Origin of the sequence: Escherichia coli (genome assembly GCF_036503815.1) — a bacterium.
Classification (GTDB): Bacteria; Pseudomonadota; Gammaproteobacteria; order Enterobacterales; family Enterobacteriaceae; genus Escherichia; species Escherichia coli_F.
In genome coordinates, this window is sequence record NZ_AP027764.1 from 3,502,534 (window position 1) to 3,526,502 (window position 23,969).

The window sequence follows — 23,969 nt, forward strand, 5'->3', positions numbered from 1 at the left end:
CATTATCATGGAAGTTCGTATGTCTGGTTCTGTTGCCGTGACACGCGCCATTGCCGTGCCCGGATTGCTGTTATTACTGATTATCGCGACGGCATTAAGCCTGCTCATTGGAGCAAAATCACTCCCCGCTTCCGTAGTGCTGGAGGCCCTCTCCGGCACCTGCCAGAGCGCCGACTGCACCATCGTGCTCGACGCGCGACTGCCGCGTACCCTTGCCGGTTTACTGGCAGGCGGCGCGCTTGGCCTTGCCGGGGCGTTAATGCAAACCCTCACCCGAAACCCACTTGCCGACCCCGGCTTGCTTGGCGTGAACGCCGGAGCCAGCTTTGCCATTGTGCTGGGCGCGGCGCTGTTTGGTTACTCATCCGCGCAGGAACAACTGGCGATGGCCTTCGCCGGTGCGCTGGTGGCCTCGTTGATTGTTGCCTTTACCGGCAGCCAGGGCGGCGGGCAGTTAAGTCCGGTGCGTTTAACCCTGGCGGGCGTGGCACTGGCGGCGGTGCTGGAAGGGCTGACCAGCGGCATCGCCCTGCTTAATCCCGACGTCTACGATCAACTGCGTTTCTGGCAAGCCGGTTCGCTGGATATTCGTAATTTACACACCTTAAAAGTGGTGCTGATCCCGGTGCTGATCGCTGGAGCAACTGCGCTATTACTGAGCCGCGCGCTGAACAGTTTAAGCCTTGGCAGTGACACCGCGACGGCGCTGGGCAGTCGCGTAGCACGCACACAGTTGATTGGGCTGCTGGCGATTACCGTGCTTTGTGGTAGTGCGACGGCGGTAGTTGGCCCGATTGCCTTTATTGGCCTGATGATGCCGCATATGGCGCGCTGGCTGGTAGGTGCCGATCATCGCTGGTCGCTGCCCGTCACGCTGCTCGCCACACCTGCCCTGCTGCTGTTTGCCGATATTATCGGGCGAGTGATTGTTCCCGGCGAACTGCGCGTTTCTGTAGTCAGTGCCTTTATTGGCGCACCAGTGCTGATCTTCCTTGTACGACGTAAAACGCGAGGTGGCGCATGATTTACGTCTCTCGTCGATTAATTATCACCTGTCTGCTGTTGCTAATAGCTTGTGTGATGGCAAGCGTGTGGGGATTACGCAGCGGTGCCGTCACGCTGGAAACCTCTCAGGTATTTGCCGCGCTGATGGGTGACGCACCGCGCAGTATGACAATGGTGGTCACCGAATGGCGTTTACCGCGGGTACTAATGGCACTGTTGATTGGTGCGGCACTGGGCGTCAGCGGCGCGATTTTTCAGTCGTTGATGCGTAACCCACTCGGCAGCCCTGACGTAATGGGCTTTAACACCGGAGCGTGGAGCGGCGTACTGGTAGCGATGGTGCTGTTTGGTCAGGACCTGACGGCTATCGCGCTGGCAGCAATGGCGGGCGGCATTATCACTTCGCTGCTGGTCTGGTTGCTTGCCTGGCGTAACGGTATCGACACCTTTCGGTTGATTATTATCGGCATCGGCGTTCGCGCCATGCTGGTGGCCTTTAATACCTGGCTGTTGCTGAAAGCGTCTTTAGAAACGGCGTTAACAGCGGGTTTGTGGAATGCCGGATCGCTCAATGGCCTGACGTGGGCAAAAACCTCGCCCTCCGCGCCCATCATTATATTGATGCTAATTGCCGCCGCCTTACTGGTAAGGCGGATGCGCTTGCTGGAGATGGGTGATGACACCGCGTGTGCGTTAGGCGTCAGCGTCGAACGTTCACGGCTGTTAATGATGCTGGTCGCCGTAGTACTTACCGCAGCTGCCACTGCCCTGGCGGGGCCGATTTCCTTTATTGCTTTAGTCGCGCCACACATTGCCCGCCGTATCAGCGGCACCGCTCGCTGGGGTCTAACCCAGGCAGCGCTGTGCGGTGCGCTGTTACTGCTGGCAGCCGATCTCTGTGCTCAACAACTGTTTATGCCGTATCAACTTCCGGTTGGCGTCGTTACCGTCAGCCTCGGCGGTATTTATCTTATCGTCTTGTTAATTCAGGAGTCTCGCAAAAAATGACCGAATCAGTAGCCCGTTTGCGCGGCGAACAGTTAACCCTCGGATATGGCAAATATACCGTTGCGGAAAATCTGACTGTAGAAATTCCTGATGGTCACTTCACAGCGATTATCGGGCCAAATGGCTGCGGTAAATCCACGTTACTGCGTACCTTAAGCCGCCTGATGACACCTGCTCACGGGCATGTCTGGCTGGATGGCGAGCACATTCAACATTACGCCAGTAAAGAGGTCGCACGCCGGATTGGTTTACTGGCGCAAAACGCCACCACGCCGGGAGATATCACCGTGCAGGAGTTAGTAGCGCGCGGGCGTTACCCGCATCAACCGCTGTTTACCCGCTGGCGTAAAGAAGATGAAGAAGCGGTAACGAAAGCGATGCAGGCCACAGGAATAACTCATCTGGCAAATCAAAGCGTTGATACCCTCTCCGGTGGGCAACGTCAGCGAGCGTGGATCGCGATGGTGCTGGCCCAGGAAACGGCGATTATGCTACTCGATGAACCCACCACCTGGCTGGATATCAGTCATCAGATTGATCTACTGGAACTGCTAAGCGAACTGAACCGCGAGAAAGGCTATACCCTGGCGGCAGTGCTGCACGATCTTAATCAGGCCTGTCGTTACGCCAGCCATTTGATTGCATTGCGGGAAGGGAAAATTGTTGCTCAGGGAGCACCAAAAGAGATTGTCACTGCTGAACTGATTGAGCGTATTTATGGTTTGCGTTGCATGATCATTGACGATCCGGTAGCCGGAACTCCGCTTGTGGTGCCGCTCGGACGAACGGCACCTTCAACCGCGAAGATTTAAACTAAGTGGTCTGCCATCATGGCATCCTGTTTTCTGGATGCCATGGCATGGCGCAACAGCACGCTACCACAAGCCACCATACCGCCGATCAACGCAGAAAGGATCACGATAATCGCCTTACCCGGACCATCTTTTTTTACCGGTAATGACGGACGCAACTGATATTTAAACGGCGTAAAATTCACATCGTTGACATTTGTTTTTGTTAATTGCTCGACTAGATACTGACGATTACGTAATTCACCATTCAGCTCCGCAACGTCAGTGACCGCTTTTTCAATTTCCAGTTTACGTTCAATACCGTCTGCGCCGAGAGAAATAGAAAAGTCGGGGTCATCTTTAACTGCCTGACCATTGCTATAAACGGGCTTTTTAATTCCTGCCGCGTTGGCAATGTCGAGTGAATAATTGAGGCGCTGAATGTTTGCATCAAGTTGGTTTTTCGTTTTAATGCGATCCTGAGCCAGTTTTTCTTTTTCAAACTGGGTTTTGATTTCCAGTTTATTACGGACGTTTTCTAGCGACTCTCTCACCACCAACGCAGAGATATAATCGATATACCCGCTCAAAACGGTCTGCGCCTCTTCACTGGTTGGCGCGGTGAAACTTAGCGTCCAGGAGGTATACAGTGACGGTTCATCCTTTTTCTTACTGGCATTGTCATCAACCGCTTTCATTTTTTCGCTCAATGCGACGATAGCGCGATGCAAATCCAGTTCGTCTATTTTCGCCTCTTTTAATTGGTCCATCACATAAGGTGATGAGCGCAGGTACTCTTCCAGTAAGCTAATAGACTGAAACTTCTTGATAAATAGATTAAATACTCCATTACGATCGAGATTAACATCAAGATCCAGAACGCGCAGTTTAGTAAAGTTTTTCTCGAGGTCCTGCCACTGAATAGCCTCAGCGGGAGTAATGACGGCAGAGCTAGTCCATTTTTGCGGCAGGATGAAAGAGATCAGCAATCCTGTGCAGGCAAACGCAAAAACGACCGCCATGACCGTTTTTTTTGCCCGCCATAAAACTTCAATTAGATTAAGTAAATCAATTTCATTATTACTGGGCGACGCCAGAGGATACTCGGGAAAATGAGCGTCACTTCCCTGTTTAATATTCATTGATGACATGGGGTATAACCTGAAAATGAGTCCAATAGGGGGAAATCTCCACGGCGCTCACTTTACCAGTTGGTGAGAATTATCCGAAGCTGAAGTTTGTAAATTCCTCCCACTGAATGCAACATTCACTCTATTTCAGAGAAATATCCGTTAAATTGATAAATTAAATAAATAATAAACCCATAATCATTTATTGTAATTATGGGTTTATAGATAATATAAATTTACTTATTTAGCGCCGCACGAATAATTGGCCCTATTTTTTCAAACGCCATCGGCGAGATAATATCCACATGCGCGCAATCATGACGATAGATATCCAGCTCCGCAATCCATGGTGCCCAGGCCCGTTCGGGAGTCATCCCCTCCTGAAGCGTGCGTTCGGCAACAAACAGCGTCGCTTTTCCATCAAACGGAACACTATGGGCAGTGGTCAACAAGCGCACTGCATCAGCGTAGTTGCCTTCAATGGTGGTAAACAGCTCCGTTGAAGTATTTCCCTGCTGTGCCGCCAGGAAAGCTTCACGTTCGCGGTTAATCTCCGCCAACACTTCCGGGTCCAGACCATTAGCTTCTTTTTCCTGCCAGTTCTGCGTTTCTGGCGGCCAGGTATCCAGCAAGCCAAGAAATGCCACCTGTTCGCCACGCGCACGCAGCCGTGCCGCAATCCCCTGCGCCAGCGTACCGCCCAGCGAATACCCCAGCAGGTAATAAGGGCCGTGCGGTTGTTGTTCAAGTAACGTTGCCAGATGCGCTTCGCAGACTTCATCCAGGTTTGCCGCCGTCTGCATGGGGCCATGAGGGCGCGGAGACTGGATGCCAATAATCGACCATTGAGGATCGAGATAACGCGAGAGCACGCTAAACTGCCAGGCAAAACCAGATGCTGGATGGAAACAAAACAGCGTCGGGCCATTACCTTCACGCAACGGCAGGATGGTTTCAAATCCCATGCGCTGGCTGCTGTCTTCTTCACCATCAATAACCGTTGCCAGTTTGGCAACGGTTGACGCGACCATCACCTGCCCCGGCGTCACCTGACGGGCAAACTGTCGACTGAGTTGTGCTGCCAGTTTCATTGCCAGTAGCGAATGACCGCCAAGCGCGAAGAAATCAGCGTCAGCATCCTGCACGTCACAACCCAGCAATGACGAGAACGCCGCGGCGATCATCGTTTCACTGCCCATTTTCGGCGCACGCCCCGGCACTTGTGCCTTCAGTTCCGGCAACGGTAAGGCTTTACGATCCAGCTTACCGTTGGCGCTAAGTGGTAACTGTGGCAGTTGCAGCAGAACCACGGGCACCATATGCGGAGGCAATTTTTCGCGAAGCTGCGCCTGCAATGCGCTGGTATCCAGCGGCAGACCCGATTGCGACACCAGATAGCCCACCAGTTGACGCGCATCCCCCCCGGTGGCTGCCGCCTGATTAATCACACAAGCGTGGGTAACTGCTTGCTCGACATCCGGCAGCGCCTGCATCACGCGATCGATTTCGCCCAGTTCAATCCGCTGACCACGAATTTTTAGCTGATCATCACTACGCCCGAGATACTCCACCGCGCCGTTATCCAGCCAGCGGGCAACATCTCCGGTACGGTACATGCGTTCACCTGGCGCGAAAGGATCGGCAATAAAGCGGCTGGCTGTCAGATCGGGTCGTCCAAGATACCCCTGCGCCAGTTGAATACCGGTGAGATAGAGATCGCCTGCCACACCCGGCGGCACCGGATGCATCATCGCATCGAGAATGCGCAGGCCCGTGTTCCACACCGGGTAGCCAATCGGCACACTGCTGCCGCGTACCGCTGCAAGTTCAGCACCAAAGGCTGGATACCAGCTCACATCCACCGCTGCTTCCGTCGGGCCATAAAGATTATGTAACGGCGCGCCGGTTAACTGCTGCCATTCGCGACATAAATCGGCTGGTAAGGCTTCTCCGCTACAGAAAACCTGTTTCAACGTCGCGCAACTCTGGCGAGCGGTTTCCGGCGTCAACGAAGCAACAAACGCCGCCAGCATCGACGGTACAAAATGCGTGGTCGTTACGCCATATTCAGCAAAGAATTGCTGCATAGCGAGCGGATCGCGGTGCGCTTCCGGTTCAGCCATCACCAGTTTCGCCCCGGCAATAAACGGCCAGAAAAACTCCCACACCGAGACATCAAAACTGCACGGCGTTTTTTGGGCAACAACATCTTCGCCTGTGAGCGGGTAGTGGTTTTGCATCCATAACAGGCGGTTAACGATAGCGGTCTGCCCGACCATCACCCCTTTCGGCCTGCCGGTGGAACCGGAGGTAAAGATGATATAAGCCGTGTGGTGCGGTTGTGAAAGTTGCAGCGGCGCAATGCCCTGCGGTGTAAGCGGGGCGTTATAGCAAAGACTGGTTAAATTGGGGATATCGCTAAAGCGCGGCAGTTGATCATCGGTGGTGATTAACAGCGACGGACGCGCATCTTCCAGCATCATTTTCAGGCGATCGTCCGGATAGCCCGTATCCAGCGGTAGCCAGGCCGCACCTGCTTCAACTATCGCATGTAGCGCCATAGTCAAAAAGACCGAGCGCGGTAGTGCCACCGCTACGCTGTCGCCAGGTTTAACGCCGCGCTCACGCAGCAGATTCGCCAGCGCCACCACCTGCTCGCGCATTTCCCGATAACTGAACTGGTAACGCACATCTGCCAGTGCCGGAGCATCCGGCGTTTTTGCCGCCTGTTCTGCCACCAGCGCGCTCAGTGTGGTTTCTGGAATCTCAACCTGAGTGGCGTTGATCTGCGCCAGCTGTGCATACTCTTCTGGCAGCATAATATCGACATCGCCGCACAACCGCGCCGGATCCGCGGCAAACTGCGCCGTCAGCATTTTCAGCCGTTCAGCATGCTTGATTAACGTTGGCTCATCGTAACGCTGTTTATTGGCGAGGATCTCAATACTCAAATCACCGTTTTCATCCGGGAAAAGGGCCAGTTCAAGGTCATTAACCGGACCGGTTGCCAGGGTATGGGTTTGCGCCTGTACCCCCGGAATATCTAACTGATAATCAAATACTTTAATATTGAGCACCGGACCGAACAGCGGTTCCTCTCCCGCCGCGCGCCCGCTGTCACGGACAATTTGTTCGGCATCGTAACGTTGATGACGACGCATTTTTTTCAGTTGTGCCGCTAGTCGGGCTGCCAGTTGCGGCAATGTTTCTTGTGCCTCAATATGAATACCCAACGGCAACACGTTGAGCACAGGTCCGGTAGCCGTCAGCGCAGCTGAGCCCAGTCGACGCATAAAGATAAATCCGGCGGCATAGTCCATGTGGTTGCACAATCGCCCCAGCCACAAAGCCGCCAGCGCAAGGGCTATATCGGTACGTTGTACACCTGAAAGTTGCGTAGCCAACTGACGGAATTCCCCGCCGTTAAATTCCAGTTTCAGACGCAAAATATCTGCCGAGGCGCTGCGCCCCGGTAAAGGGGCTGGAGAAAGTGACGCGGGCGGTGGTAGTTGACGACGCTGTTCCGCCCAGAATGCCGCATCACGCTGCCAGGCTTCGCTTTCGCGGTACTGCTGGTACTCTTCCACTACCTCAGCGAAAGGCGTAAACGGCGAAGCAGGCGTTGGTTCGCCACACCCCCATGCACAGTAAATGTTGGCGATCTGGCGGGTAATGACCGGGAAACTGAAGCCATCGACCAGCAAATGGTGGTAACGCTGATACCAGTACCAGCGGTTATCTGCCACCTGTATCAGTTGATGAAAAACCAGAGGCTTACCGCTATCGACGCGCAGATCTTGTTGCAAATCCGCCTGCATTAATGCCTGCGCAGTACCGTGCGGATCAATGTTGGTTCGCAAATCGATAATTTCTGGCAGTTCGAACGTCAGCGCATCATCGACCCATTGCCAGACTTCGCCGTTATCTTCCGTAAAACGCATCCGCAGCGTATCTGCTTGCGCTAATCCGGCAACCACCGCGCGAGCCAGTAATGGCGCATCAACATCTCCGGTTAACTCAACGTAATGCGCCACGCTCCAGGCGGAGGGTAAATCCGACAGTTTTTCTGCCATCCAGATGCCGGGCTGTGCGGCAACTAAAGGTAAATGCTGGCTCATTGCGCCTCCTGCTGCTGGATGAAATTCGCCGGTGTCAGAGTACGCCAGTGGGCGTCCAGCCACTGCTGGCAGGACGCCTGTGACTGCGGCTGACACACAACATCCCAGCCTGCCGGTAAGGCGCACTGTTGCGGCCACAGACTGAATTGCCCCTGCGCATTGCGTAAAATGTAAAACACGCCCTGCGGATCATCGAAGGGATTACTGAATGCCATATTCAACTCCTGTCATGGAAAAGTGGTTGCCAGAGGTCGATTAGCCCCTGCATCAAGCCACCGCGCCAACAAAGCGCATCATGTCCGCCGTCAACCTGACGCCAGAAAATGGATTCTTTTAGGGGGGTTAATTGCGCATACAGCGCCTGATTGGCCCGCATGATCATCGGCTCGCGAATACCCGCTTCCAGCACAATGCGCAGACCTTCGGCGCTAACTTCACCAGCTTTGAGCTGTTCAAGTAACACGCCCTCTTGCTGCCCGCCCCGATGCGGCCACCAGTACGATCCCGACTGGCTTAATACACAGCCAAAGCGTTCAGGCCAGTGCAGTCCGGCATACAGCGCGGAAAGCCCACCAAAACTCTGCCCTGCGACCACGGTGCGATCGGCGCGATCGCTAAAGGGGGCGATAGTTTTCACCTGGGGTAATAACTCTTGCTGTACTGCCAGCCAGAAATCCGCATTACATGGCAGTTCGTGGGCACGTTGCGTGGTGTCGATAGCGTCGATCAACACGTACACGGCGGGAGGAAGTTGCTGACGATGGGTCAGAGAAGTCAGCGCAGGCCAGACGGGCATACTCTGCGCCCAAAATTCGCCATCAAGTAAAACTGCCAGCGGACGTTCTTCTGCTGTTGCATCGCCGGTGGTAAAAATCCATACACGGCGTGAATTTTTCAACCGTTCACTTTTCCAGATAATTTCTTTGGCAGGCGTTTCTGGCGCTTGCGGACAATCCCATCCCGGTTGCAGGGGTGCTTGCGGCATTTCGAGTGCAGAAACAGCGTGCCCTCGCCCGCCTTTCCAGCTTTGTGGATTTAGCGGATCGGCTATCGCCTGGGGTAATAGTTTTCGCCAGCCTTCGCGCAATACGAGGCGATCAGGTGATGGTGCAGAAAAAATGTCATCACGTTCGGTAGGAATAAAACAGTAGCTGCCGCGCCAGTTGGCATTGAGTTGTGTCGTCCACTGCCAGACATCGGTCCCTGCAATTCGCTGCATCGACTGGGGCTGGCTGTTCTGATGGTGATCGGTCACGCCAGTGATATAGACCCATACGCGCTTTATCGTCGAGTGGTCTTCAGAACCTTGTGGATCACGCCACCAGAAAGTGACCTGATACATTTCGTCATTCAGACGCTGACATTCCGGGCCATGTTTCGACTGCCACCAGCTCTCACTTCCTACTTTTAACGCCGTCACACCATAACCCCATGTTTACTGTGCAATTTTTCATTGATTGCAGAAATATATTGATAATATTATTGATAACTATTTGCATTTGCAATAGCGTAATGGCGCGCCGTGGGAAGCGCGGACATTAATTAACCAACTGCACTGCGTGTCTTTCAGGATCAAAGGTTTTCGCGGTAGCGGGATACGTCGTATTGATGACGACTACGCCCGACAGTTGCAATTCGTGGCAAAAATGCAGGAATAAAACAATGAACAAGAAGATTCATTCCCTGGCCTTGTTGGTCAATCTGGGGATTTATGGGGTAGCGCAGGCACAAGAGCCAACCGATACTCCTGTTTCACATGACGATACTATTGTCGTTACCGCCGCCGAGCAGAACTTGCAGGCGCCAGGCGTTTCGACCATCACCGCAGATGAAATCCGCAAAAACCCGGTTGCCCGCGATGTATCGGAGATCATTCGTACCATGCCTGGCGTTAACCTGACAGGTAACTCCACTAGTGGTCAGCGTGGTAATAACCGCCAGATTGATATTCGCGGCATGGGTCCGGAAAACACGCTGATTTTGATTGACGGTAAGCCTGTCAGCAGCCGTAACTCGGTGCGTCAGGGCTGGCGTGGCGAGCGTGATACCCGTGGTGATACCTCCTGGGTGCCGCCTGAAATGATTGAACGTATTGAAGTTCTGCGTGGTCCGGCAGCTGCGCGTTATGGCAACGGCGCGGCGGGCGGCGTGGTTAACATCATTACCAAAAAAGGCAGCGGCGAGTGGCACGGCTCCTGGGATGCTTATTTCAATGCGCCAGAGCATAAAGAGGAAGGTGCCACCAAACGCACCAATTTCAGCTTGACCGGTCCGCTGGGCGACCAATTCAGCTTCCGTTTATATGGCAACCTCGACAAAACTCAGGCTGATGCGTGGGATATTAACCAGGGCCATCAGTCAGCTCGTGCCGGAACGTATGCCACGACGTTACCAGCCGGGCGCGAAGGGGTGATCAACAAAGATATCAATGGCGTGGTGCGTTGGGACTTCGCCCCTATGCAATCACTCGAACTTGAAGCGGGCTACAGCCGCCAGGGTAACCTGTATGCAGGTGATACCCAAAACACCAACTCCGATTCCTATACGCGCTCGAAATATGGCGATGAAACCAACCGCCTGTATCGCCAGAACTACTCGCTGACCTGGAACGGTGGCTGGGATAATGGCGTGACCACCAGCAATTGGGTGCAGTACGAACACACCCGTAACTCGCGTATACCGGAAGGTTTGGCGGGCGGCACCGAAGGGAAATTTAACGAAAAAGCGACACAAGATTTCGTCGATATCGATCTTGATGACGTGATGTTGCACAGTGAAGTTAACCTGCCGATTGATTTCCTCGTTAACCAGACGCTGACGCTGGGGACTGAGTGGAATCAGCAGCGGATGAAGGACTTAAGTTCCAACACCCAGGCGCTGACCGGAACGAATACCGGCGGTGCTATTGATGGTGTAAGTGCCACTGACCGTAGCCCATATTCAAAGGCAGAAATTTTCTCGCTATTTGCCGAAAACAACATGGAGCTGACTGACAGCACCATCGTAACGCCGGGGCTGCGTTTCGATCATCACAGCATTGTCGGCAATAACTGGAGTCCGGCGCTGAATATATCGCAAGGTTTAGGCGATGACTTCACGCTGAAAATGGGTATTGCCCGTGCTTATAAAGCGCCGAGTCTGTACCAGACTAACCCAAACTACATTCTCTACAGTAAAGGTCAGGGCTGCTATGCCAGCGCGGGCGGCTGCTATTTGCAAGGTAATGATGACCTGAAAGCGGAAACCAGCATCAACAAAGAGATTGGTCTGGAGTTCAAACGCGACGGCTGGCTGGCGGGCGTCACCTGGTTCCGTAACGATTATCGCAATAAGATTGAAGCGGGCTATGTAGCTGTAGGGCAAAACGCAGTCGGCACCGATCTCTATCAGTGGGATAACGTGCCGAAAGCGGTGGTTGAAGGTCTGGAAGGATCGTTAAATGTGCCGGTTAGCGAAACGGTGATGTGGACCAATAACATCACTTATATGCTGAAGAGTGAAAACAAAACTACGGGCGACCGTTTATCGATCATCCCGGAGTATACGTTGAACTCAACGCTGAGCTGGCAGGCACGGGAAGATTTGTCGATGCAAACGACCTTCACCTGGTACGGCAAGCAGCAGCCGAAGAAGTACAACTATAAAGGTCAGCCAGCGGTTGGACCGGAAACCAAAGAAATCAGTCCGTACAGCATTGTGGGCCTGAGCGCGACCTGGGATGTGACGAAGAATGTCAGTCTGACCGGCGGCGTGGACAACCTGTTCGACAAGCGTTTGTGGCGTGCGGGTAATGCCCAGACCACGGGCGATTTGGCAGGAGCCAACTATATCGCGGGTGCCGGGGCGTATACCTATAACGAGCCGGGACGTACATGGTATATGAGCGTAAACACTCACTTCTGATGCTAACGTCAGATTGTTGACAAAGTGCGCGTCGTTCATGCCGGATGCGGCGTGAACGCCTTATCCGGCCTACAAAAATCTTGCCAATTCAATATATTGCAGGATAGTGTAGGCCTGATAAGCGTAGCGCATCAGGCAGTTTTGCGTTTGTCATCAGTCTCTAATATGGTCGACATGAAAACTACGCATACCTCCCTCCCCTTTGCCGGACATACGCTGCATTTTGTTGAGTTCGATCCAGTGAGTTTTCGCGAGCAGGATTTACTCTGGCTGCCACACTACGCACAACTGCAACACGCTGGACGTAAACGTAAAACAGAGCATTTAGCCGGACGGATCGCTGCTGTTTACGCCTTGCGGGAATATGGCTATAAATGTGTGCCCGCAATCGGCGAGCTACGCCAACCTGTGTGGCCTGCGGAGGTATACGGCAGTATTAGCCACTGCGGGACTACGGCATTAGCCGTGGTATCTCGTCAACCGATTGGCATTGATATCGAAGAGATTTTCTCTGTACAAACCGCAAGAGAATTGACAGACAACATTATTACACCAGCAGAACACGAGCGACTCGCAGAATGCGGTTTAACCTTTTATCTGGCGCTGACACTGGCATTTTCCGCCAAAGAGAGCGCATTTAAGGCAAGCAAGATACAGGCCGCTCAAGGTTTTCTGGATTATCAGATAATTAGCTGGAATAAACAGCAGATCATCATTCATCGTGAGAATGAGCAGTTTGCTGTGCACTGGCAGATAAAAGAAAAAATAGTCATAACGCTGTGCCAACACGATTAATTGACAACATCTGGTACGATTCGCCCGCAGCCATCACTGACCACGGGCGAAAGTGTAAAGCAGGTGCCTTACCATCCTGACCTGACAACCGGATATGCGGGGATTGCTCCCATAAGCGCTAACTTAAGGGTTGAACCATCTGAAGAATGCGACGCCTCGGTGCCTCGTTAAGACGATGCCTCGCGTTCTTCAATTGCGTTTTGTAGGCTGTCAGGGATACTGTCCCACGAATGGCCACCTGTAAGCTCCAGATGACCATTTTTGTTATTCTCCACAACGAGTTAGTTCTTCTTTTCGGATCCGGCACTTCTGGGGGGGAAATCCAGCGATGGCTGGATTATGTCGTCAATTAAAAATGCGGCGAGTAGATTAGCAAATATCCACGCTTTCGCGAGTTCAGGTTCCTTTGCACGCAAAGCATCCAGGTGCAGCAAACTTTTGAGCCGCTTAAAAGCCAGTTCAATTTGCCATCGCAGACGGTAACAATCAGCCACTTGCTCTGCTGAATATTCATCTTCCGGTAATGATGTTAGCAATAGCACATGGCCCGCTGCTTCCAGCGTTTCCGCCTGAACTACTCGTCCTTTTCGACGATTCTCGCTGAGCAGTCGGGTTTTACTGATTAATGCTTTTTCGGGAGGAAGTGATACGGCAATGAGACGTGCCGGAAAGGGAGCTCCGGCTTTTTTATTACCTGAATTGCCTATCATTACAGTGGTTTCACCGTTCTTACCGCAATCCAGCCCGCGCAGAAAACCCATCATGTCAAAGCGCATTCCTTCTGCAGTTAACCAGCGCAATCCTCGCCAGTGAACCCGGACGATATAATCAGCTTCTCCAAAAGCAAGTGAGCGGATACATTCGGGACGCGAACCGAATCCCCGGTCAGCAATGCGTATCTCGTCTGCCGTTTGCGCAAATCGGTCCAGCCGTTCAGCGTCTCTGCTGTCGGTTAGCTCAAAATCAGTGAACTGACAGGTATGAGGATCATATCCCATATGTAGTCGCCATTCAGCGCTGCCGCCCCCGGGCGCACTGATTGCTGTTCCATCGACAAGACGCAATCTCTTTCCGCTTGTACAACCCGTAACTGCGGCGCGTACAGCAAGTGTTTGTGCGGCAAGTATGCCAAACCAGTCGGCGGCATTCCGCAGCCGCTTCAGGAGAGCCACGTCAGATAATGTTGCAACGTCATGGAGCTGAGCCCATGCAGTGACTTCACGTAATGACATCCCCCCGGGGCCGTAAGCCAGCCCCAGACGTAGCAGAGTTGCAGCATCACGAATTTCGCGGCGGCGGGTTAGAGCCCCGGCATTACGTGCCGAAGTATCCAGTTCTTCGGGCTTACCAATATGGGCCAGAATTGCTGACCAGTTATCGTGAGAGTAATTCATCGGCACGTTAAATCATATCAGGCGTAATACCACAACCCTTAAGTTAGCGCTTATGGGAGCAATCCCCGCATATCCGGTTGTCAGGTCAGGATGGTAAGGCACCTGCTTTACATTTTCGCCCGCGGTCAGCAATGGCTGCGGGCGATTTCGTTTAACTGGCATGGGCGATAATACCAATGAAAAGTCCGGAACAGGATTTACTGTATAAATAAACAGCCATTTTGCTAAGGAAGGGTAAGATAACGGCGGGTGCCTGAAGCTTTCCGGTTTCAGGTTAACTCTGAGGTCTGGAAAGATGAAGCCCCAGGAGATATTTCTATCAACCCTGGGGCCGCCACTCCAAACCAGACAATTTGGATGGTAGTCCCTTCTTCGCATGGAGGCAATATAAACATGCTGACGAAATATGCCCTTGTGGCGGTCATAGTGCTGTGTTTGACAGTGCTGGGATTTACGCTTCTGGTCGGCGACTCGCTGTGTGAGTTCACCGTAAAGGAACGTAATATTGAGTTCAGGGCTGTTCTCGCTTACGAACCGAAGAAGTAGCCGTTGTGCGGGGAGCAATCCCATAAGCGCTAACTTAAGGGTTGTGGTATTACGCCTGATATGATTTAACGTGCCGATGAATTACTCTCACGATAACTGGTCAGCAATTCTGGCCCATATTGGTAAGCCCGAAGAACTGGATACTTCGGCACGTAATGCCGGGGCTCTAACCCGCCGCCGCGAAATTCGTGATGCTGCAACTCTGCTACGTCTGGGGCTGGCTTACGGCCCCGGGGGGATGTCATTACGTGAAGTCACTGCATGGGCTCAGCTCCATGACGTTGCAACATTATCTGACGTGGCTCTCCTGAAGCGGCTGCGGAATGCCGCCGACTGGTTTGGCATACTTGCCGCACAAACACTTGCTGTACGCGCCGCAGTTACGGGTTGTACAAGCGGAAAGAGATTGCGTCTTGTCGATGGAACAGCAATCAGTGCGCCCGGGGGCGGCAGCGCTGAATGGCGACTACATATGGGATATGATCCTCATACCTGTCAGTTCACTGATTTTGAGCTAACCGACAGCAGAGACGCTGAACGGCTGGACCGATTTGCGCAAACGGCAGACGAGATACGCATTGCTGACCGGGGATTCGGTTCGCGTCCCGAATGTATCCGCTCACTTGCTTTTGGAGAAGCTGATTATATCGTCCGGGTTCACTGGCGAGGATTGCGCTGGTTAACTGCAGAAGGAATGCGCTTTGACATGATGGGTTTTCTGCGCGGGCTGGATTGCGGTAAGAACGGTGAAACCACTGTAATGATAGGCAATTCAGGTAATAAAAAAGCCGGAGCTCCCTTTCCGGCACGTCTCATTGCCGTATCACTTCCTCCCGAAAAAGCATTAATCAGTAAAACCCGACTGCTCAGCGAGAATCGTCGAAAAGGACGAGTAGTTCAGGCGGAAACGCTGGAAGCAGCGGGCCATGTGCTATTGCTAACATCATTACCGGAAGATGAATATTCAGCAGAGCAAGTGGCTGATTGTTACCGTCTGCGATGGCAAATTGAACTGGCTTTTAAGCGGCTCAAAAGTTTGCTGCACCTGGATGCTTTGCGTGCAAAGGAACCTGAACTCGCGAAAGCGTGGATATTTGCTAATCTACTCGCCGCATTTTTAATTGACGACATAATCCAGCCATCGCTGGATTTCCCCCCCAGAAGTGCCGGATCCGAAAAGAAGAACTAACTCGTTGTGGAGAATAACAAAAATGGTCATCTGGAGCTTACAGGTGGCCATTCGTGGGACAGTATCCCTGACAGCCTACAAAACGCAATTGAAGAACGCGAGGCATCGTCTTAACGAGGCACCGAGGCGTCGCATTCTTCAGATGGTTCAACCCTTAAGTTAGCGCTTATGGGATTGCTCCCCGCACAACGGCTACTTCTTCGGTTCGTAAGCGAGAACAGCCCTGAACTCAATATTACGTTCCTTTACGGTGAACTCACACAGCGAGTCGCCGACCAGAAGCGTAAATCCCAGCACTGTCAAACACAGCACTATGACCGCCACAAGGGCATATTTCGTCAGCATGTTTATATTGCCTCCATGCGAAGAAGGGACTACCATCCGAGTTGTTGAGGTTCGGAGTGGCAGCCCCAGGGTTGATAGAAATATCTCCTGGGGCTTCATCTTTCCAGACCTCAGAGTAAACCTGAAACCGGAAAGCTTCAGGCACCCGCCGTTATCTTACCCTTCCTTAGCAAAATGGCTGTTTATTTATACAGTGAGTCCTGTTTCGGACTTCTGTTGGCAAAACTGATCATTGCCCTTAAAACGACATCGCCCGCAGCCATCACTGACCGCGGGCGAAAGTGTAAAGCAGGTGCCTTACCATCCTGACCTGACAACCGGATATGCGGGGATTACTCCCATAAGCGCTAACTTAAGGGTTGTGGTATTACGCCTGATATGATTTAACGTGCCGATGAATTACTCTCACGATAACTGGTCAGCAATTCTGGCCCATATTGGTAAGCCCGAAGAACTGGATACTTCGGCACGTAATGCCGGGGCTCTAACCCGCCGCCGCGAAATTCGTGATGCTGCAACTCTGCTACGTCTGGGGCTGGCTTACGGCCCCGGGGGGATGTCATTACGTGAAGTCACTGCATGGGCTCAGCTCCATGACGTTGCAACATTATCTGACGTGGCTCTCCTGAAGCGGCTGCGGAATGCCGCCGACTGGTTTGGCATACTTGCCGCACAAACACTTGCTGTACGCGCCGCAGTTACGGGTTGTACAAGCGGAAAGAGATTGCGTCTTGTCGATGGAACAGCAATCAGTGCGCCCGGGGGCGGCAGCGCTGAATGGCGACTACATATGGGATATGATCCTCATACCTGTCAGTTCACTGATTTTGAGCTAACCGACAGCAGAGACGCTGAACGGCTGGACCGATTTGCGCAAACGGCAGACGAGATACGCATTGCTGACCGGGGATTCGGTTCGCGTCCCGAATGTATCCGCTCACTTGCTTTTGGAGAAGCTGATTATATCGTCCGGGTTCACTGGCGAGGATTGCGCTGGTTAACTGCAGAAGGAATGCGCTTTGACATGATGGGTTTTCTGCGCGGGCTGGATTGCGGTAAGAACGGTGAAACCACTGTAATGATAGGCAATTCAGGTAATAAAAAAGCCGGAGCTCCCTTTCCGGCACGTCTCATTGCCGTATCACTTCCTCCCGAAAAAGCATTAATCAGTAAAACCCGACTGCTCAGCGAGAATCGTCGAAAAGGACGAGTAGTTCAGGCGGAAACGCTGGAAGCAGCGGGCCATGTGCTATTGCTAACATCATTACCGGAAGATGAATATTCAGCAGAGCAAGTGGCTGATTGTTACCGTCTGCGATGGCAAATTGAACTGGCTTTTAAGCGGCTCAAAAGTTTGCTGCACCTGGATGCTTTGCGTGCAAAGGAACCTGAACTCGCGAAAGCGTGGATATTTGCTAATCTACTCGCCGCATTTTTAATTGACGACATAATCCAGCCATCGCTGGATTTCCCCCCCAGAAGTGCCGGATCCGAAAAGAAGAACTAACTCGTTGTGGAGAATAACAAAAATGGTCATCTGGAGCTTACAGGTGGCCATTCGTGGGACAGTATCCCTGACAGCCTACAAAACGCAATTGAAGAACGCGAGGCATCGTCTTAACGAGGCACCGAGGCGTCGCATTCTTCAGATGGTTCAACCCTTAAGTTAGCGCTTATGGGATTACTCCCCGCACAACGGCTACTTCTTCGGTTCGTAAGCGAGAACAGCCTTAAACTCAATATTACGTTCCTTCACCGTAAACTCACACAGCGAGTCTCCGACCAGAACCGTAAATCCCAGCACCGTCAAACACAGCACTATGACTGCCACAAGGGCATATTTCGTCAGCATGTTTATATTGCCTCCATGCGAAGAAGGGACTACCATCCAAATTGTTTGGGTTTGGAGTGGCAGCCCCAGGGTTGATAGAAATATCTCCTGGGGCTTCATCTTTCCAGACCTCAGAGTAAACCTGAAACCGGAAAGCTTCAGGCACCCGCCGTTATCTTACCCTTCCTCAACAAAATAGCTGTTTATTTATACAGCAAATCCTGTTTCGGACTTCTCACTCCTCATTTAATCAACTGAAGCTGAGCCCGTTTTTTCTGCATGCCTCAATCGTCAAAATTCTTCCCCGCCAGCCGGCTATGACGCAACTGGTCACATTGCAAAAGTAGCCAAACTTCTTCAGTCACAATCAGTTCACCATCACCAAAAAAAAGAAACATTCCAGAACTTCCGCATCTCCCCCGGCCGCTCCCACTTCTATACTGAAATGAAAACGCCAACATAAGAGAAACCTATGCCAATACCCGATTTTCAAGTCTCTGAACCTTTTACCCTCGGTATTGAACTGGAAATGCAGGTGGTTAATCCGCCGGGCTATGACTTAAGCCAGGACTCTTCAACGCTGATTGACGCGGTTAAAAATCAGATCACTGCCGGGGAAGTAAAGCACGATATCACCGAAAGCATGCTGGAGCTGGCGACGGATGTTTGTCGTGATATCAACCAGGCTGCCGGGCAATTTTCAGCGATGCAGAAAGTCGTATTGCAGGCAGCCGCAGACCATCATCTGGAAATTTGCGGCGGTGGCACGCACCCGTTTCAGAAATGGCAGCGTCAGGAGGTATGCGATAACGAACGCTATCAACGAACGCTGGAAAACTTTGGTTATCTCATTCAACAGGCGACCGTTTTTGGTCAGCATGTCCATGTTGGTTGCGCCAGTGGCGATGATGCCATTTATTTGCTGCACGGCCTGTCACGGTTTGTGCCGCACTTTATCGCCCTTTCCGCCGCGTCGCCATATATGCAAGGAACGGATACGCGTTTTGCCTCCTCACGACCGAATATTTTTTCCGCCTTTCCCGATAATGGCCCGATGCCGTGGGTCAGTAACTGGCAACAATTTGAAGCCCTGTTTCGCTGCCTGAGTTACACCACGATGATCGACAGCATTAAAGATCTGCACTGGGATATTCGCCCCAGCCCTCATTTTGGCACGGTGGAGGTTCGGGTAATGGATACCCCGTTAACCCTTAGCCATGCGGTAAATATGGCAGGATTGATTCAGGCTACCGCCCACTGGTTACTGACGGAACGCCCGTTTAAACATCAGGAGAAAGATTACCTTCTTTATAAATTCAACCGTTTCCAGGCCTGCCGCTATGGGCTGGAAGGCGTCATTACCGATCCGCACACTGGCGATCGTCGGCCACTAACGGAAGACACCTTACGTTTACTGGAAAAAATCGCCCCTTCGGCACATAAAATGGGCGCATCGAGCGCGATTGAGGCCCTGCATCGCCAGGTCGTCAGCGGTCTGAATGAAGCGCAGCTGATGCGTGATTTCGTCGCCGATGGCGGCTCTCTGATTGGACTGGTGAAAAAGCATTGTGAGATTTGGGCCGGAGAATAAGTCGGGAATTGCCTTACAGAAGAATATCCCTGACAATGGTGTTTTAACTTACATTTAACAATGTTATGAAACACCCTTTAGAAACCTTAACCACCGCAGCAGGCATTTTGCTGATGGCTTTCCTCTCTTGCCTGCTGCTGCCCGCCCCCACACTGGGGCTGACGCTGGCACAAAAACTGGTGAGCACGTTCCATCTGATGGATCTTAGCCAGCTTTACACTTTATTGTTTTGCCTGTGGTTTTTAGTGCTGGGAGCTATTGAGTATTTTATTCTGCGTTTTATCTGGCGACGCTGGTTCTCGCTGGCGGATTAAACGTCGATTATCGCCGTACTTCACGGCATACTTTGCTTATTCTCCTTCGCCTAAAGGAACGTTTATGGATAAGCAATCACTGCACGAAACGGCGAAACGCCTGGCCCTTGAGTTACCCTTTGTCGAGCTTTGCTGGCCTTTTGGCCCGGAGTTCGATGTTTTTAAAATTGGCGGCAAGATTTTTATGCTGTCGTCGGAGCTGCGCTGCGTCCCCTTTATCAATTTGAAGTCCGATCCACAAAAATCCCTGTTAAATCAGCAGATATACCCGAGCATTAAGCCAGGGTATCACATGAATAAGAAGCACTGGATTTCAGTGTATCCAGGCGATGAGATCTCCGAAGCGTTACTGCGCGATCTTATCGATGATTCATGGAATTTAGTGGTTGATGGCTTATCTAAACGCGATCAAAAAAGAGTGCGCCCAGACTAAAAGCGAAAATCTATAGCGCATTTTTCTCGCTTACCATTTCTCGTTGAACCTTGTAATCTGCTGGCACGCAAAATTACTTACACATGGAGTCTTTATGGATATCATTTCTGTCGCCTTAAAGCGTCATTCCACTAAGGCATTTGATGCCAGCAAAAAACTTACCCCGGAACAGGCCGAGCAGATCAAAACGCTGCTGCAGTACAGCCCATCCAGCACCAACTCCCAGCCGTGGCATTTTATTGTTGCCAGCACGGAAGAAGGCAAAGCGCGTGTTGCCAAATCCGCTGCCGGTAATTACGTGTTCAACGAGCGCAAAATGCTTGATGCCTCGCACGTCGTGGTGTTCTGCGCGAAAACCGCGATGGACGATGCCTGGCTGAAACAGGTTGTTGACCAGGAAGATGCCGATGGCCGCTTTGCCACGCCGGAAGCGAAAGCTGCGAACGATAAAGGTCGCAAATTCTTCGCCGATATGCACCGTAAAGATCTGCATGATGATGCTGAGTGGATGGCAAAACAGGTTTACCTCAACGTCGGTAACTTCCTGCTGGGCGTTGCGGCGCTGGGTCTGGACGCGGTACCCATCGAAGGTTTTGATGCCGCCATCCTCGATGAAGAATTTGGTTTGAAAGAGAAAGGCTACACCAGCCTGGTGGTTGTTCCGGTAGGTCATCACAGCGTCGAAGATTTTAACGCTACGCTGCCGAAATCCCGTCTGCCGCAAAACATCACCATAACTGAAGTGTAATTCTCCTTTGCCGGGCATCCGCCCGGCTATTTCCCCTCAGATTATCCTGATTTGCATAACCTTGTTTCAGCCGTCATCATAGGCTACTGTTGTATAAAGGAGACGTTATGCAGGATTTAATATCCCAGGTTGAAGATTTAGCGGGTATTGAGTTTGATCACACCACCTCGATGGTGATGATTTTCGGTATTATTTTTCTGACTGCCGTTGTAGTGCATATTATTTTGCACTGGGTAGTACTACGGACCTTCGAAAAACGTGCCATCGCCAGTTCACGGCTATGGTTGCAAATCATTACCCAGAATAAACTCTTCCACCGTTTAGCTTTCACCTTGCAGGGGATTATCGTCAATATTCAGGCGGTATTCTGGCTGCAAAAAGGCACCGAAGCGGCTGATATTCTGACCACCTGCGCGCAGTTGTGGATCATGATGTATGCACTGCTTTCAGTCTTCTCGTTGCTGGATGTTATTTTGAATCTGGCGCAGAAATTCCCGGCGGCGTCTCAGTTACCGCTGAAAGGGATATTTCAGGGGATTAAACTGATCGGCGCGATTCTGGTCGGCATTTTGATGATCTCGCTGCTGATTGGTCAATCGCCAGCGATTCTGATCAGCGGTCTTGGTGCAATGGCTGCCGTGCTGATGTTGGTATTTAAAGATCCGATTCTTGGTCTGGTGGCAGGTATTCAGCTTTCCGCGAACGATATGCTGAAACTGGGCGACTGGCTGGAGATGCCGAAATACGGCGCGGATGGCGCGGTGATCGATATTGGGTTAACCACCGTCAAAGTGCGTAACTGGGACAATACCATTACCACTATTCCCACCTGGTCGCTGGTCTCTGACTCCTTTAAAAACTGGAGCGGGATGTCAGCATCCGGCGGGCGACGTATTAAACGCAGTATCAGCATTGATGTCACCAGTATTCATTTTCTTGATGAAGACGAAATGCAACGTCTGAATAAAGCGCATTTGTTAAAACCTTATTTAACCAGCCGCCATCAGGAAATTAATGAGTGGAATCGCCAGCAAGGTTCTACAGAGTCGGTATTAAACCTGCGTCGAATGACCAATATTGGAACCTTTCGCGCCTATCTGAACGAATATCTACGTAACCATCCGCGGATTCGTAAAGATATGACCTTAATGGTACGCCAACTGGCTCCTGGCGATAACGGTTTACCGCTCGAGATCTATGCGTTTACCAACACCGTGGTGTGGCTGGAATATGAAAGTATTCAGGCTGATATATTCGACCACATATTTGCGATTGTCGAAGAGTTTGGTCTGCGGCTTCATCAGTCACCAACCGGCAATGATATTCGCTCTCTGGCGGGTGCATTTAAGCAGTAATTAAAAAATCCGCTCTCATCGAATGGATGAGAGCAGATTCAGATGGTTGACTTCGTTTTGTCGGATGCGGCGTGAACGCCTTATTTCCGACGCAGCGTTTTAAACACCACAAACAGGAACACAATCCACACTGGCAGCAAAATCGCTGACAAGCGCATATCATCCATCGTGCACATCAGCAGCAAAATCATGCCGAGGAAGGCAATGCAGAGATAATTGCCGAATGGATAAAGCAGCGCTTTAAACTGTGTTTCACGCCCCTGACGTCGCATCGCCGCGCGAAAACGCAGATGCGCCAGACAGATCATAATCCAGTTCAACAGCAACGTTGCCACCACCAGCGCCATCAACAGACCAAACGCTTTTTGCGGCAGCAGATAGTTGATCAACACCACCAGCGAAGTGATAGCCCCAGAAAGTATCAGCGAGTTGATCGGCACACCGCGATGGCTAACGCGGGTAAGAAACTTCGGCGCATTACCCTGCACAGAAAGGCCAAACAGCATGCGGCTGTTGGAGTAAACCCCACTGTTATAGACCGACAACGATGCCACCAGAATGACGAAATTCAGCGCAGAAGCCACCACATTGCTGTCGAGATTATGGAAAATCATCACAAACGGGCTACTGTTAGATTTCACTTCCACCCACGGGTAGAGTGCCAGTAATACCACCAGCGAACCGATATAAAACAGCAGGATGCGATAAACCACCTGATTTACCGCTTTTGGAATACTTTTTTCCGGATCGCGCGCTTCAGCGGCAGTAATCCCAATCAGCTCCAGCCCGCCGAAGGAAAACATGATCACCGCCAGGGACAAAATCAGCCCATTCCAGCCCGTGGCAAAGAAACCACCGTAGCGCCAGAGGTTGTCGATACTGGCTTTCTCACCGCCGTGACCAGAAAACAGCAGCCACAGGCCAAAGCCGATCATACCGATGATCGCCAACACTTTAATCAGCGCAAACCAGAACTCAGTTTCACCATATAAGCGCACATTCACCAGGTTAACAGCGTTGATGATAATAAAGAAGGCGGCAGCCCAAATCCACGTTGGAACATCCGGGAACCAGTACTGCATATAGATGCCCGCAGCGGTCAGCTCAGCCATCCCCACCAGTACGAACATCACCCAGTAGTTCCAGCCTGAGAGGAAGCCCGCAAACGGTCCCCAGTATTTATAGGCAAAGTGGGCAAACGAACCGGATACCGGCTCCTCAACCACCATCTCGCCAAGCTGGCGCATAATCAGGAAAGCAATGATCCCGGCGACGCCGTAGCCCAACAATACAGCCGGACCTGCCATCTGAATCGCCGGGCCAATGCCAAGAAACAGACCAGTACCAATAGCGCCACCCAGCGCAATCAGTTGAATATGACGGTTATGTAATCCGCGATGAAGCGTCGGCTCTTTATTCGACGCAGTATCTTCCGATACGGTTGACGCGTTTTTCACGCCTTTCCCCTGTGTG

General features: G+C 51.9%; 21 protein-coding genes and 2 pseudogenes. 14 read left to right on the forward strand and 9 right to left on the reverse strand.

Annotated elements, in window-relative coordinates; all coding sequences use genetic code 11:
- Positions 1–19: 19 nt before the first annotated feature.
- Genes fepD through fepC form a run of 3 tightly spaced genes read left to right on the forward strand, consistent with a single transcriptional unit; the run spans position 20 to position 2,825 of the window.
- Positions 20–1,024 carry a Fe(3+)-siderophore ABC transporter permease gene (fepD, locus tag AABJ99_RS16870; RefSeq protein WP_001295314.1) on the forward strand — a complete coding sequence of 335 codons (1,005 nt, stop codon included), beginning with the start codon at positions 20–22 and terminating at the stop codon, positions 1,022–1,024.
- Complete coding sequence (gene fepG, locus AABJ99_RS16875) at positions 1,021–2,013, forward strand: iron-enterobactin ABC transporter permease (protein WP_000640941.1); 993 nt, start codon at positions 1,021–1,023, stop codon at positions 2,011–2,013. The genes fepD and fepG overlap by 4 nt, the downstream gene beginning before the upstream one ends.
- A complete protein-coding gene (fepC, locus tag AABJ99_RS16880) occupies positions 2,010–2,825 on the forward strand; it encodes an iron-enterobactin ABC transporter ATP-binding protein (RefSeq protein WP_039021062.1) in 816 nt (271 codons plus the stop codon). The genes fepG and fepC overlap by 4 nt, the downstream gene beginning before the upstream one ends.
- Here the strand turns inward: fepC and wzz(fepE) are convergent.
- The 4 genes from wzz(fepE) to fes form a co-directional block, all read right to left on the reverse strand.
- The gene (wzz(fepE), locus tag AABJ99_RS16885) at positions 2,822–3,955 is read right to left on the reverse strand and encodes an LPS O-antigen length regulator Wzz(fepE) (protein WP_039021061.1); all 1,134 of its coding nucleotides are present in this window, start codon (positions 3,953–3,955) and stop codon (positions 2,822–2,824) included. The genes fepC and wzz(fepE) overlap by 4 nt on opposite strands.
- Before the next feature lie 215 nt (positions 3,956–4,170).
- A complete protein-coding gene (entF, locus tag AABJ99_RS16890) occupies positions 4,171–8,052 on the reverse strand; it encodes an enterobactin non-ribosomal peptide synthetase EntF (protein ID WP_338387386.1) in 3,882 nt (1,293 codons plus the stop codon).
- A complete protein-coding gene (gene ybdZ / locus AABJ99_RS16895; RefSeq protein ID WP_000885808.1) occupies positions 8,049–8,267 on the reverse strand; it encodes an MbtH family protein in 219 nt (72 codons plus the stop codon). Before ybdZ ends, entF begins: the two co-directional genes overlap by 4 nt.
- A gap of 2 nt (positions 8,268–8,269) precedes the next feature.
- Positions 8,270–9,472 (reverse strand): enterochelin esterase, encoded by a 1,203-nt coding sequence (gene fes, locus AABJ99_RS16900; protein ID WP_322281909.1) that lies wholly within the window; start codon positions 9,470–9,472, stop codon positions 8,270–8,272.
- Positions 9,473–9,714: 242 nt separating this feature from the next.
- On the opposite strand from fes, the gene fepA reads away from it, so the two are divergent.
- Positions 9,715–11,955 (forward strand): siderophore enterobactin receptor FepA, encoded by a 2,241-nt coding sequence (gene fepA, locus AABJ99_RS16905; protein WP_039021058.1) that lies wholly within the window; start codon positions 9,715–9,717, stop codon positions 11,953–11,955.
- Between the two features lie 174 nt (positions 11,956–12,129).
- The gene (gene entD, locus AABJ99_RS16915; RefSeq protein WP_077782396.1) at positions 12,130–12,750 is read left to right on the forward strand and encodes an enterobactin synthase subunit EntD; all 621 of its coding nucleotides are present in this window, start codon (positions 12,130–12,132) and stop codon (positions 12,748–12,750) included.
- Between the two features lie 281 nt (positions 12,751–13,031).
- Here the strand turns inward: entD and AABJ99_RS16920 are convergent, their stop codons facing one another.
- Both AABJ99_RS16920 and AABJ99_RS16925 read right to left on the reverse strand, forming a co-directional pair.
- On the reverse strand, positions 13,032–14,144 hold the full coding sequence (locus AABJ99_RS16920) for an IS4-like element IS421 family transposase (protein WP_001300563.1): 1,113 nt from the start codon (positions 14,142–14,144) through the stop codon (positions 13,032–13,034).
- 151 nt (positions 14,145–14,295) lie between these two features.
- Positions 14,296–14,569: pseudogene (locus AABJ99_RS16925) on the reverse strand (hypothetical protein).
- On the opposite strand from AABJ99_RS16925, the gene hokE (AABJ99_RS16930) reads away from it, so the two are divergent.
- Both hokE (AABJ99_RS16930) and AABJ99_RS16935 read left to right on the forward strand, forming a co-directional pair.
- Positions 14,538–14,690, forward strand: a complete 153-nt coding sequence (gene hokE / locus AABJ99_RS16930; protein WP_000956467.1) for a type I toxin-antitoxin system toxin HokE — start codon at positions 14,538–14,540, stop codon at positions 14,688–14,690. The pseudogene AABJ99_RS16925 and the gene hokE (AABJ99_RS16930) sit on opposite strands and share 32 nt — an antisense overlap.
- A 76-nt stretch (positions 14,691–14,766) precedes the next feature.
- Positions 14,767–15,879, forward strand: a complete 1,113-nt coding sequence (locus AABJ99_RS16935) for an IS4-like element IS421 family transposase (RefSeq protein ID WP_001300563.1) — start codon at positions 14,767–14,769, stop codon at positions 15,877–15,879.
- 192 nt (positions 15,880–16,071) lie between these two features.
- Here the strand turns inward: AABJ99_RS16935 and hokE (AABJ99_RS16940) are convergent, their stop codons facing one another.
- Positions 16,072–16,224 carry a type I toxin-antitoxin system toxin HokE gene (gene hokE / locus AABJ99_RS16940; protein ID WP_000956467.1) on the reverse strand — a complete coding sequence of 51 codons (153 nt, stop codon included), beginning with the start codon at positions 16,222–16,224 and terminating at the stop codon, positions 16,072–16,074.
- Positions 16,225–16,618: 394 nt separating this feature from the next.
- Here hokE (AABJ99_RS16940) and AABJ99_RS16945 point away from each other — a divergent pair, with 394 nt between their 5' ends.
- Positions 16,619–17,731 (forward strand): IS4-like element IS421 family transposase, encoded by a 1,113-nt coding sequence (locus AABJ99_RS16945; RefSeq protein WP_001300563.1) that lies wholly within the window; start codon positions 16,619–16,621, stop codon positions 17,729–17,731.
- Positions 17,732–17,923: 192 nt separating this feature from the next.
- Here the strand turns inward: AABJ99_RS16945 and hokE (AABJ99_RS16950) are convergent, their stop codons facing one another.
- A complete protein-coding gene (gene hokE, locus AABJ99_RS16950) occupies positions 17,924–18,076 on the reverse strand; it encodes a type I toxin-antitoxin system toxin HokE (RefSeq protein WP_001354838.1) in 153 nt (50 codons plus the stop codon).
- Here hokE (AABJ99_RS16950) and AABJ99_RS16955 point away from each other — a divergent pair.
- From AABJ99_RS16955 to ybdG, 6 genes and pseudogenes are all read left to right on the forward strand, one after another.
- A pseudogene (locus AABJ99_RS16955) lies at positions 18,045–18,313 on the forward strand (hypothetical protein). The gene hokE (AABJ99_RS16950) and the pseudogene AABJ99_RS16955 sit on opposite strands and share 32 nt — an antisense overlap.
- A gap of 214 nt (positions 18,314–18,527) precedes the next feature.
- Positions 18,528–19,646, forward strand: a complete 1,119-nt coding sequence (gene ybdK / locus AABJ99_RS16960; RefSeq protein WP_032183585.1) for a YbdK family carboxylate-amine ligase — start codon at positions 18,528–18,530, stop codon at positions 19,644–19,646.
- A gap of 65 nt (positions 19,647–19,711) precedes the next feature.
- A complete protein-coding gene (ybdJ, locus tag AABJ99_RS16965) occupies positions 19,712–19,960 on the forward strand; it encodes a DUF1158 domain-containing protein (protein WP_039021590.1) in 249 nt (82 codons plus the stop codon).
- A gap of 64 nt (positions 19,961–20,024) precedes the next feature.
- A complete protein-coding gene (gene ybdF, locus AABJ99_RS16970) occupies positions 20,025–20,393 on the forward strand; it encodes an MmcQ/YjbR family DNA-binding protein (RefSeq protein ID WP_032183583.1) in 369 nt (122 codons plus the stop codon).
- Positions 20,394–20,487: 94 nt separating this feature from the next.
- Positions 20,488–21,141: an oxygen-insensitive NAD(P)H nitroreductase gene (nfsB, locus tag AABJ99_RS16975; protein WP_032183581.1), complete on the forward strand. Its 654-nt coding sequence runs from the start codon at positions 20,488–20,490 to the stop codon at positions 21,139–21,141.
- Between the two features lie 107 nt (positions 21,142–21,248).
- Positions 21,249–22,496 (forward strand): mechanosensitive ion channel YbdG, encoded by a 1,248-nt coding sequence (gene ybdG, locus AABJ99_RS16980; protein ID WP_001153126.1) that lies wholly within the window; start codon positions 21,249–21,251, stop codon positions 22,494–22,496.
- A gap of 80 nt (positions 22,497–22,576) precedes the next feature.
- Here ybdG and pheP read toward each other — a convergent pair whose 3' ends face one another.
- The gene (pheP, locus tag AABJ99_RS16985; protein WP_039021589.1) at positions 22,577–23,953 is read right to left on the reverse strand and encodes a phenylalanine transporter; all 1,377 of its coding nucleotides are present in this window, start codon (positions 23,951–23,953) and stop codon (positions 22,577–22,579) included.
- Positions 23,954–23,969 lie beyond the last annotated feature (16 nt).

Coding starts and splice junctions, on each gene's coding strand:
- AABJ99_RS16945 (WP_001300563.1), top strand. CDS start 16,619: ATGAATTACTCTCACGATAACTGGTCAGCAATTCTGGCCCATATTGGT.
- hokE (WP_001354838.1), bottom strand. CDS start 18,076: ATGCTGACGAAATATGCCCTTGTGGCAGTCATAGTGCTGTGTTTGACG.
- ybdG (WP_001153126.1), top strand. CDS start 21,249: ATGCAGGATTTAATATCCCAGGTTGAAGATTTAGCGGGTATTGAGTTT.
- AABJ99_RS16920 (WP_001300563.1), bottom strand. CDS start 14,144: ATGAATTACTCTCACGATAACTGGTCAGCAATTCTGGCCCATATTGGT.
- fepC (WP_039021062.1), top strand. CDS start 2,010: ATGACCGAATCAGTAGCCCGTTTGCGCGGCGAACAGTTAACCCTCGGA.
- fepG (WP_000640941.1), top strand. CDS start 1,021: ATGATTTACGTCTCTCGTCGATTAATTATCACCTGTCTGCTGTTGCTA.
- ybdF (WP_032183583.1), top strand. CDS start 20,025: ATGGATAAGCAATCACTGCACGAAACGGCGAAACGCCTGGCCCTTGAG.
- ybdZ (WP_000885808.1), bottom strand. CDS start 8,267: ATGGCATTCAGTAATCCCTTCGATGATCCGCAGGGCGTGTTTTACATT.
- fepA (WP_039021058.1), top strand. CDS start 9,715: ATGAACAAGAAGATTCATTCCCTGGCCTTGTTGGTCAATCTGGGGATT.
- nfsB (WP_032183581.1), top strand. CDS start 20,488: ATGGATATCATTTCTGTCGCCTTAAAGCGTCATTCCACTAAGGCATTT.
- hokE (WP_000956467.1), top strand. CDS start 14,538: ATGCTGACGAAATATGCCCTTGTGGCGGTCATAGTGCTGTGTTTGACA.
- entD (WP_077782396.1), top strand. CDS start 12,130: ATGAAAACTACGCATACCTCCCTCCCCTTTGCCGGACATACGCTGCAT.
- ybdK (WP_032183585.1), top strand. CDS start 18,528: ATGCCAATACCCGATTTTCAAGTCTCTGAACCTTTTACCCTCGGTATT.
- hokE (WP_000956467.1), bottom strand. CDS start 16,224: ATGCTGACGAAATATGCCCTTGTGGCGGTCATAGTGCTGTGTTTGACA.
- entF (WP_338387386.1), bottom strand. CDS start 8,052: ATGAGCCAGCATTTACCTTTAGTTGCCGCACAGCCCGGCATCTGGATG.
- ybdJ (WP_039021590.1), top strand. CDS start 19,712: ATGAAACACCCTTTAGAAACCTTAACCACCGCAGCAGGCATTTTGCTG.
- fepD (WP_001295314.1), top strand. CDS start 20: ATGTCTGGTTCTGTTGCCGTGACACGCGCCATTGCCGTGCCCGGATTG.
- AABJ99_RS16935 (WP_001300563.1), top strand. CDS start 14,767: ATGAATTACTCTCACGATAACTGGTCAGCAATTCTGGCCCATATTGGT.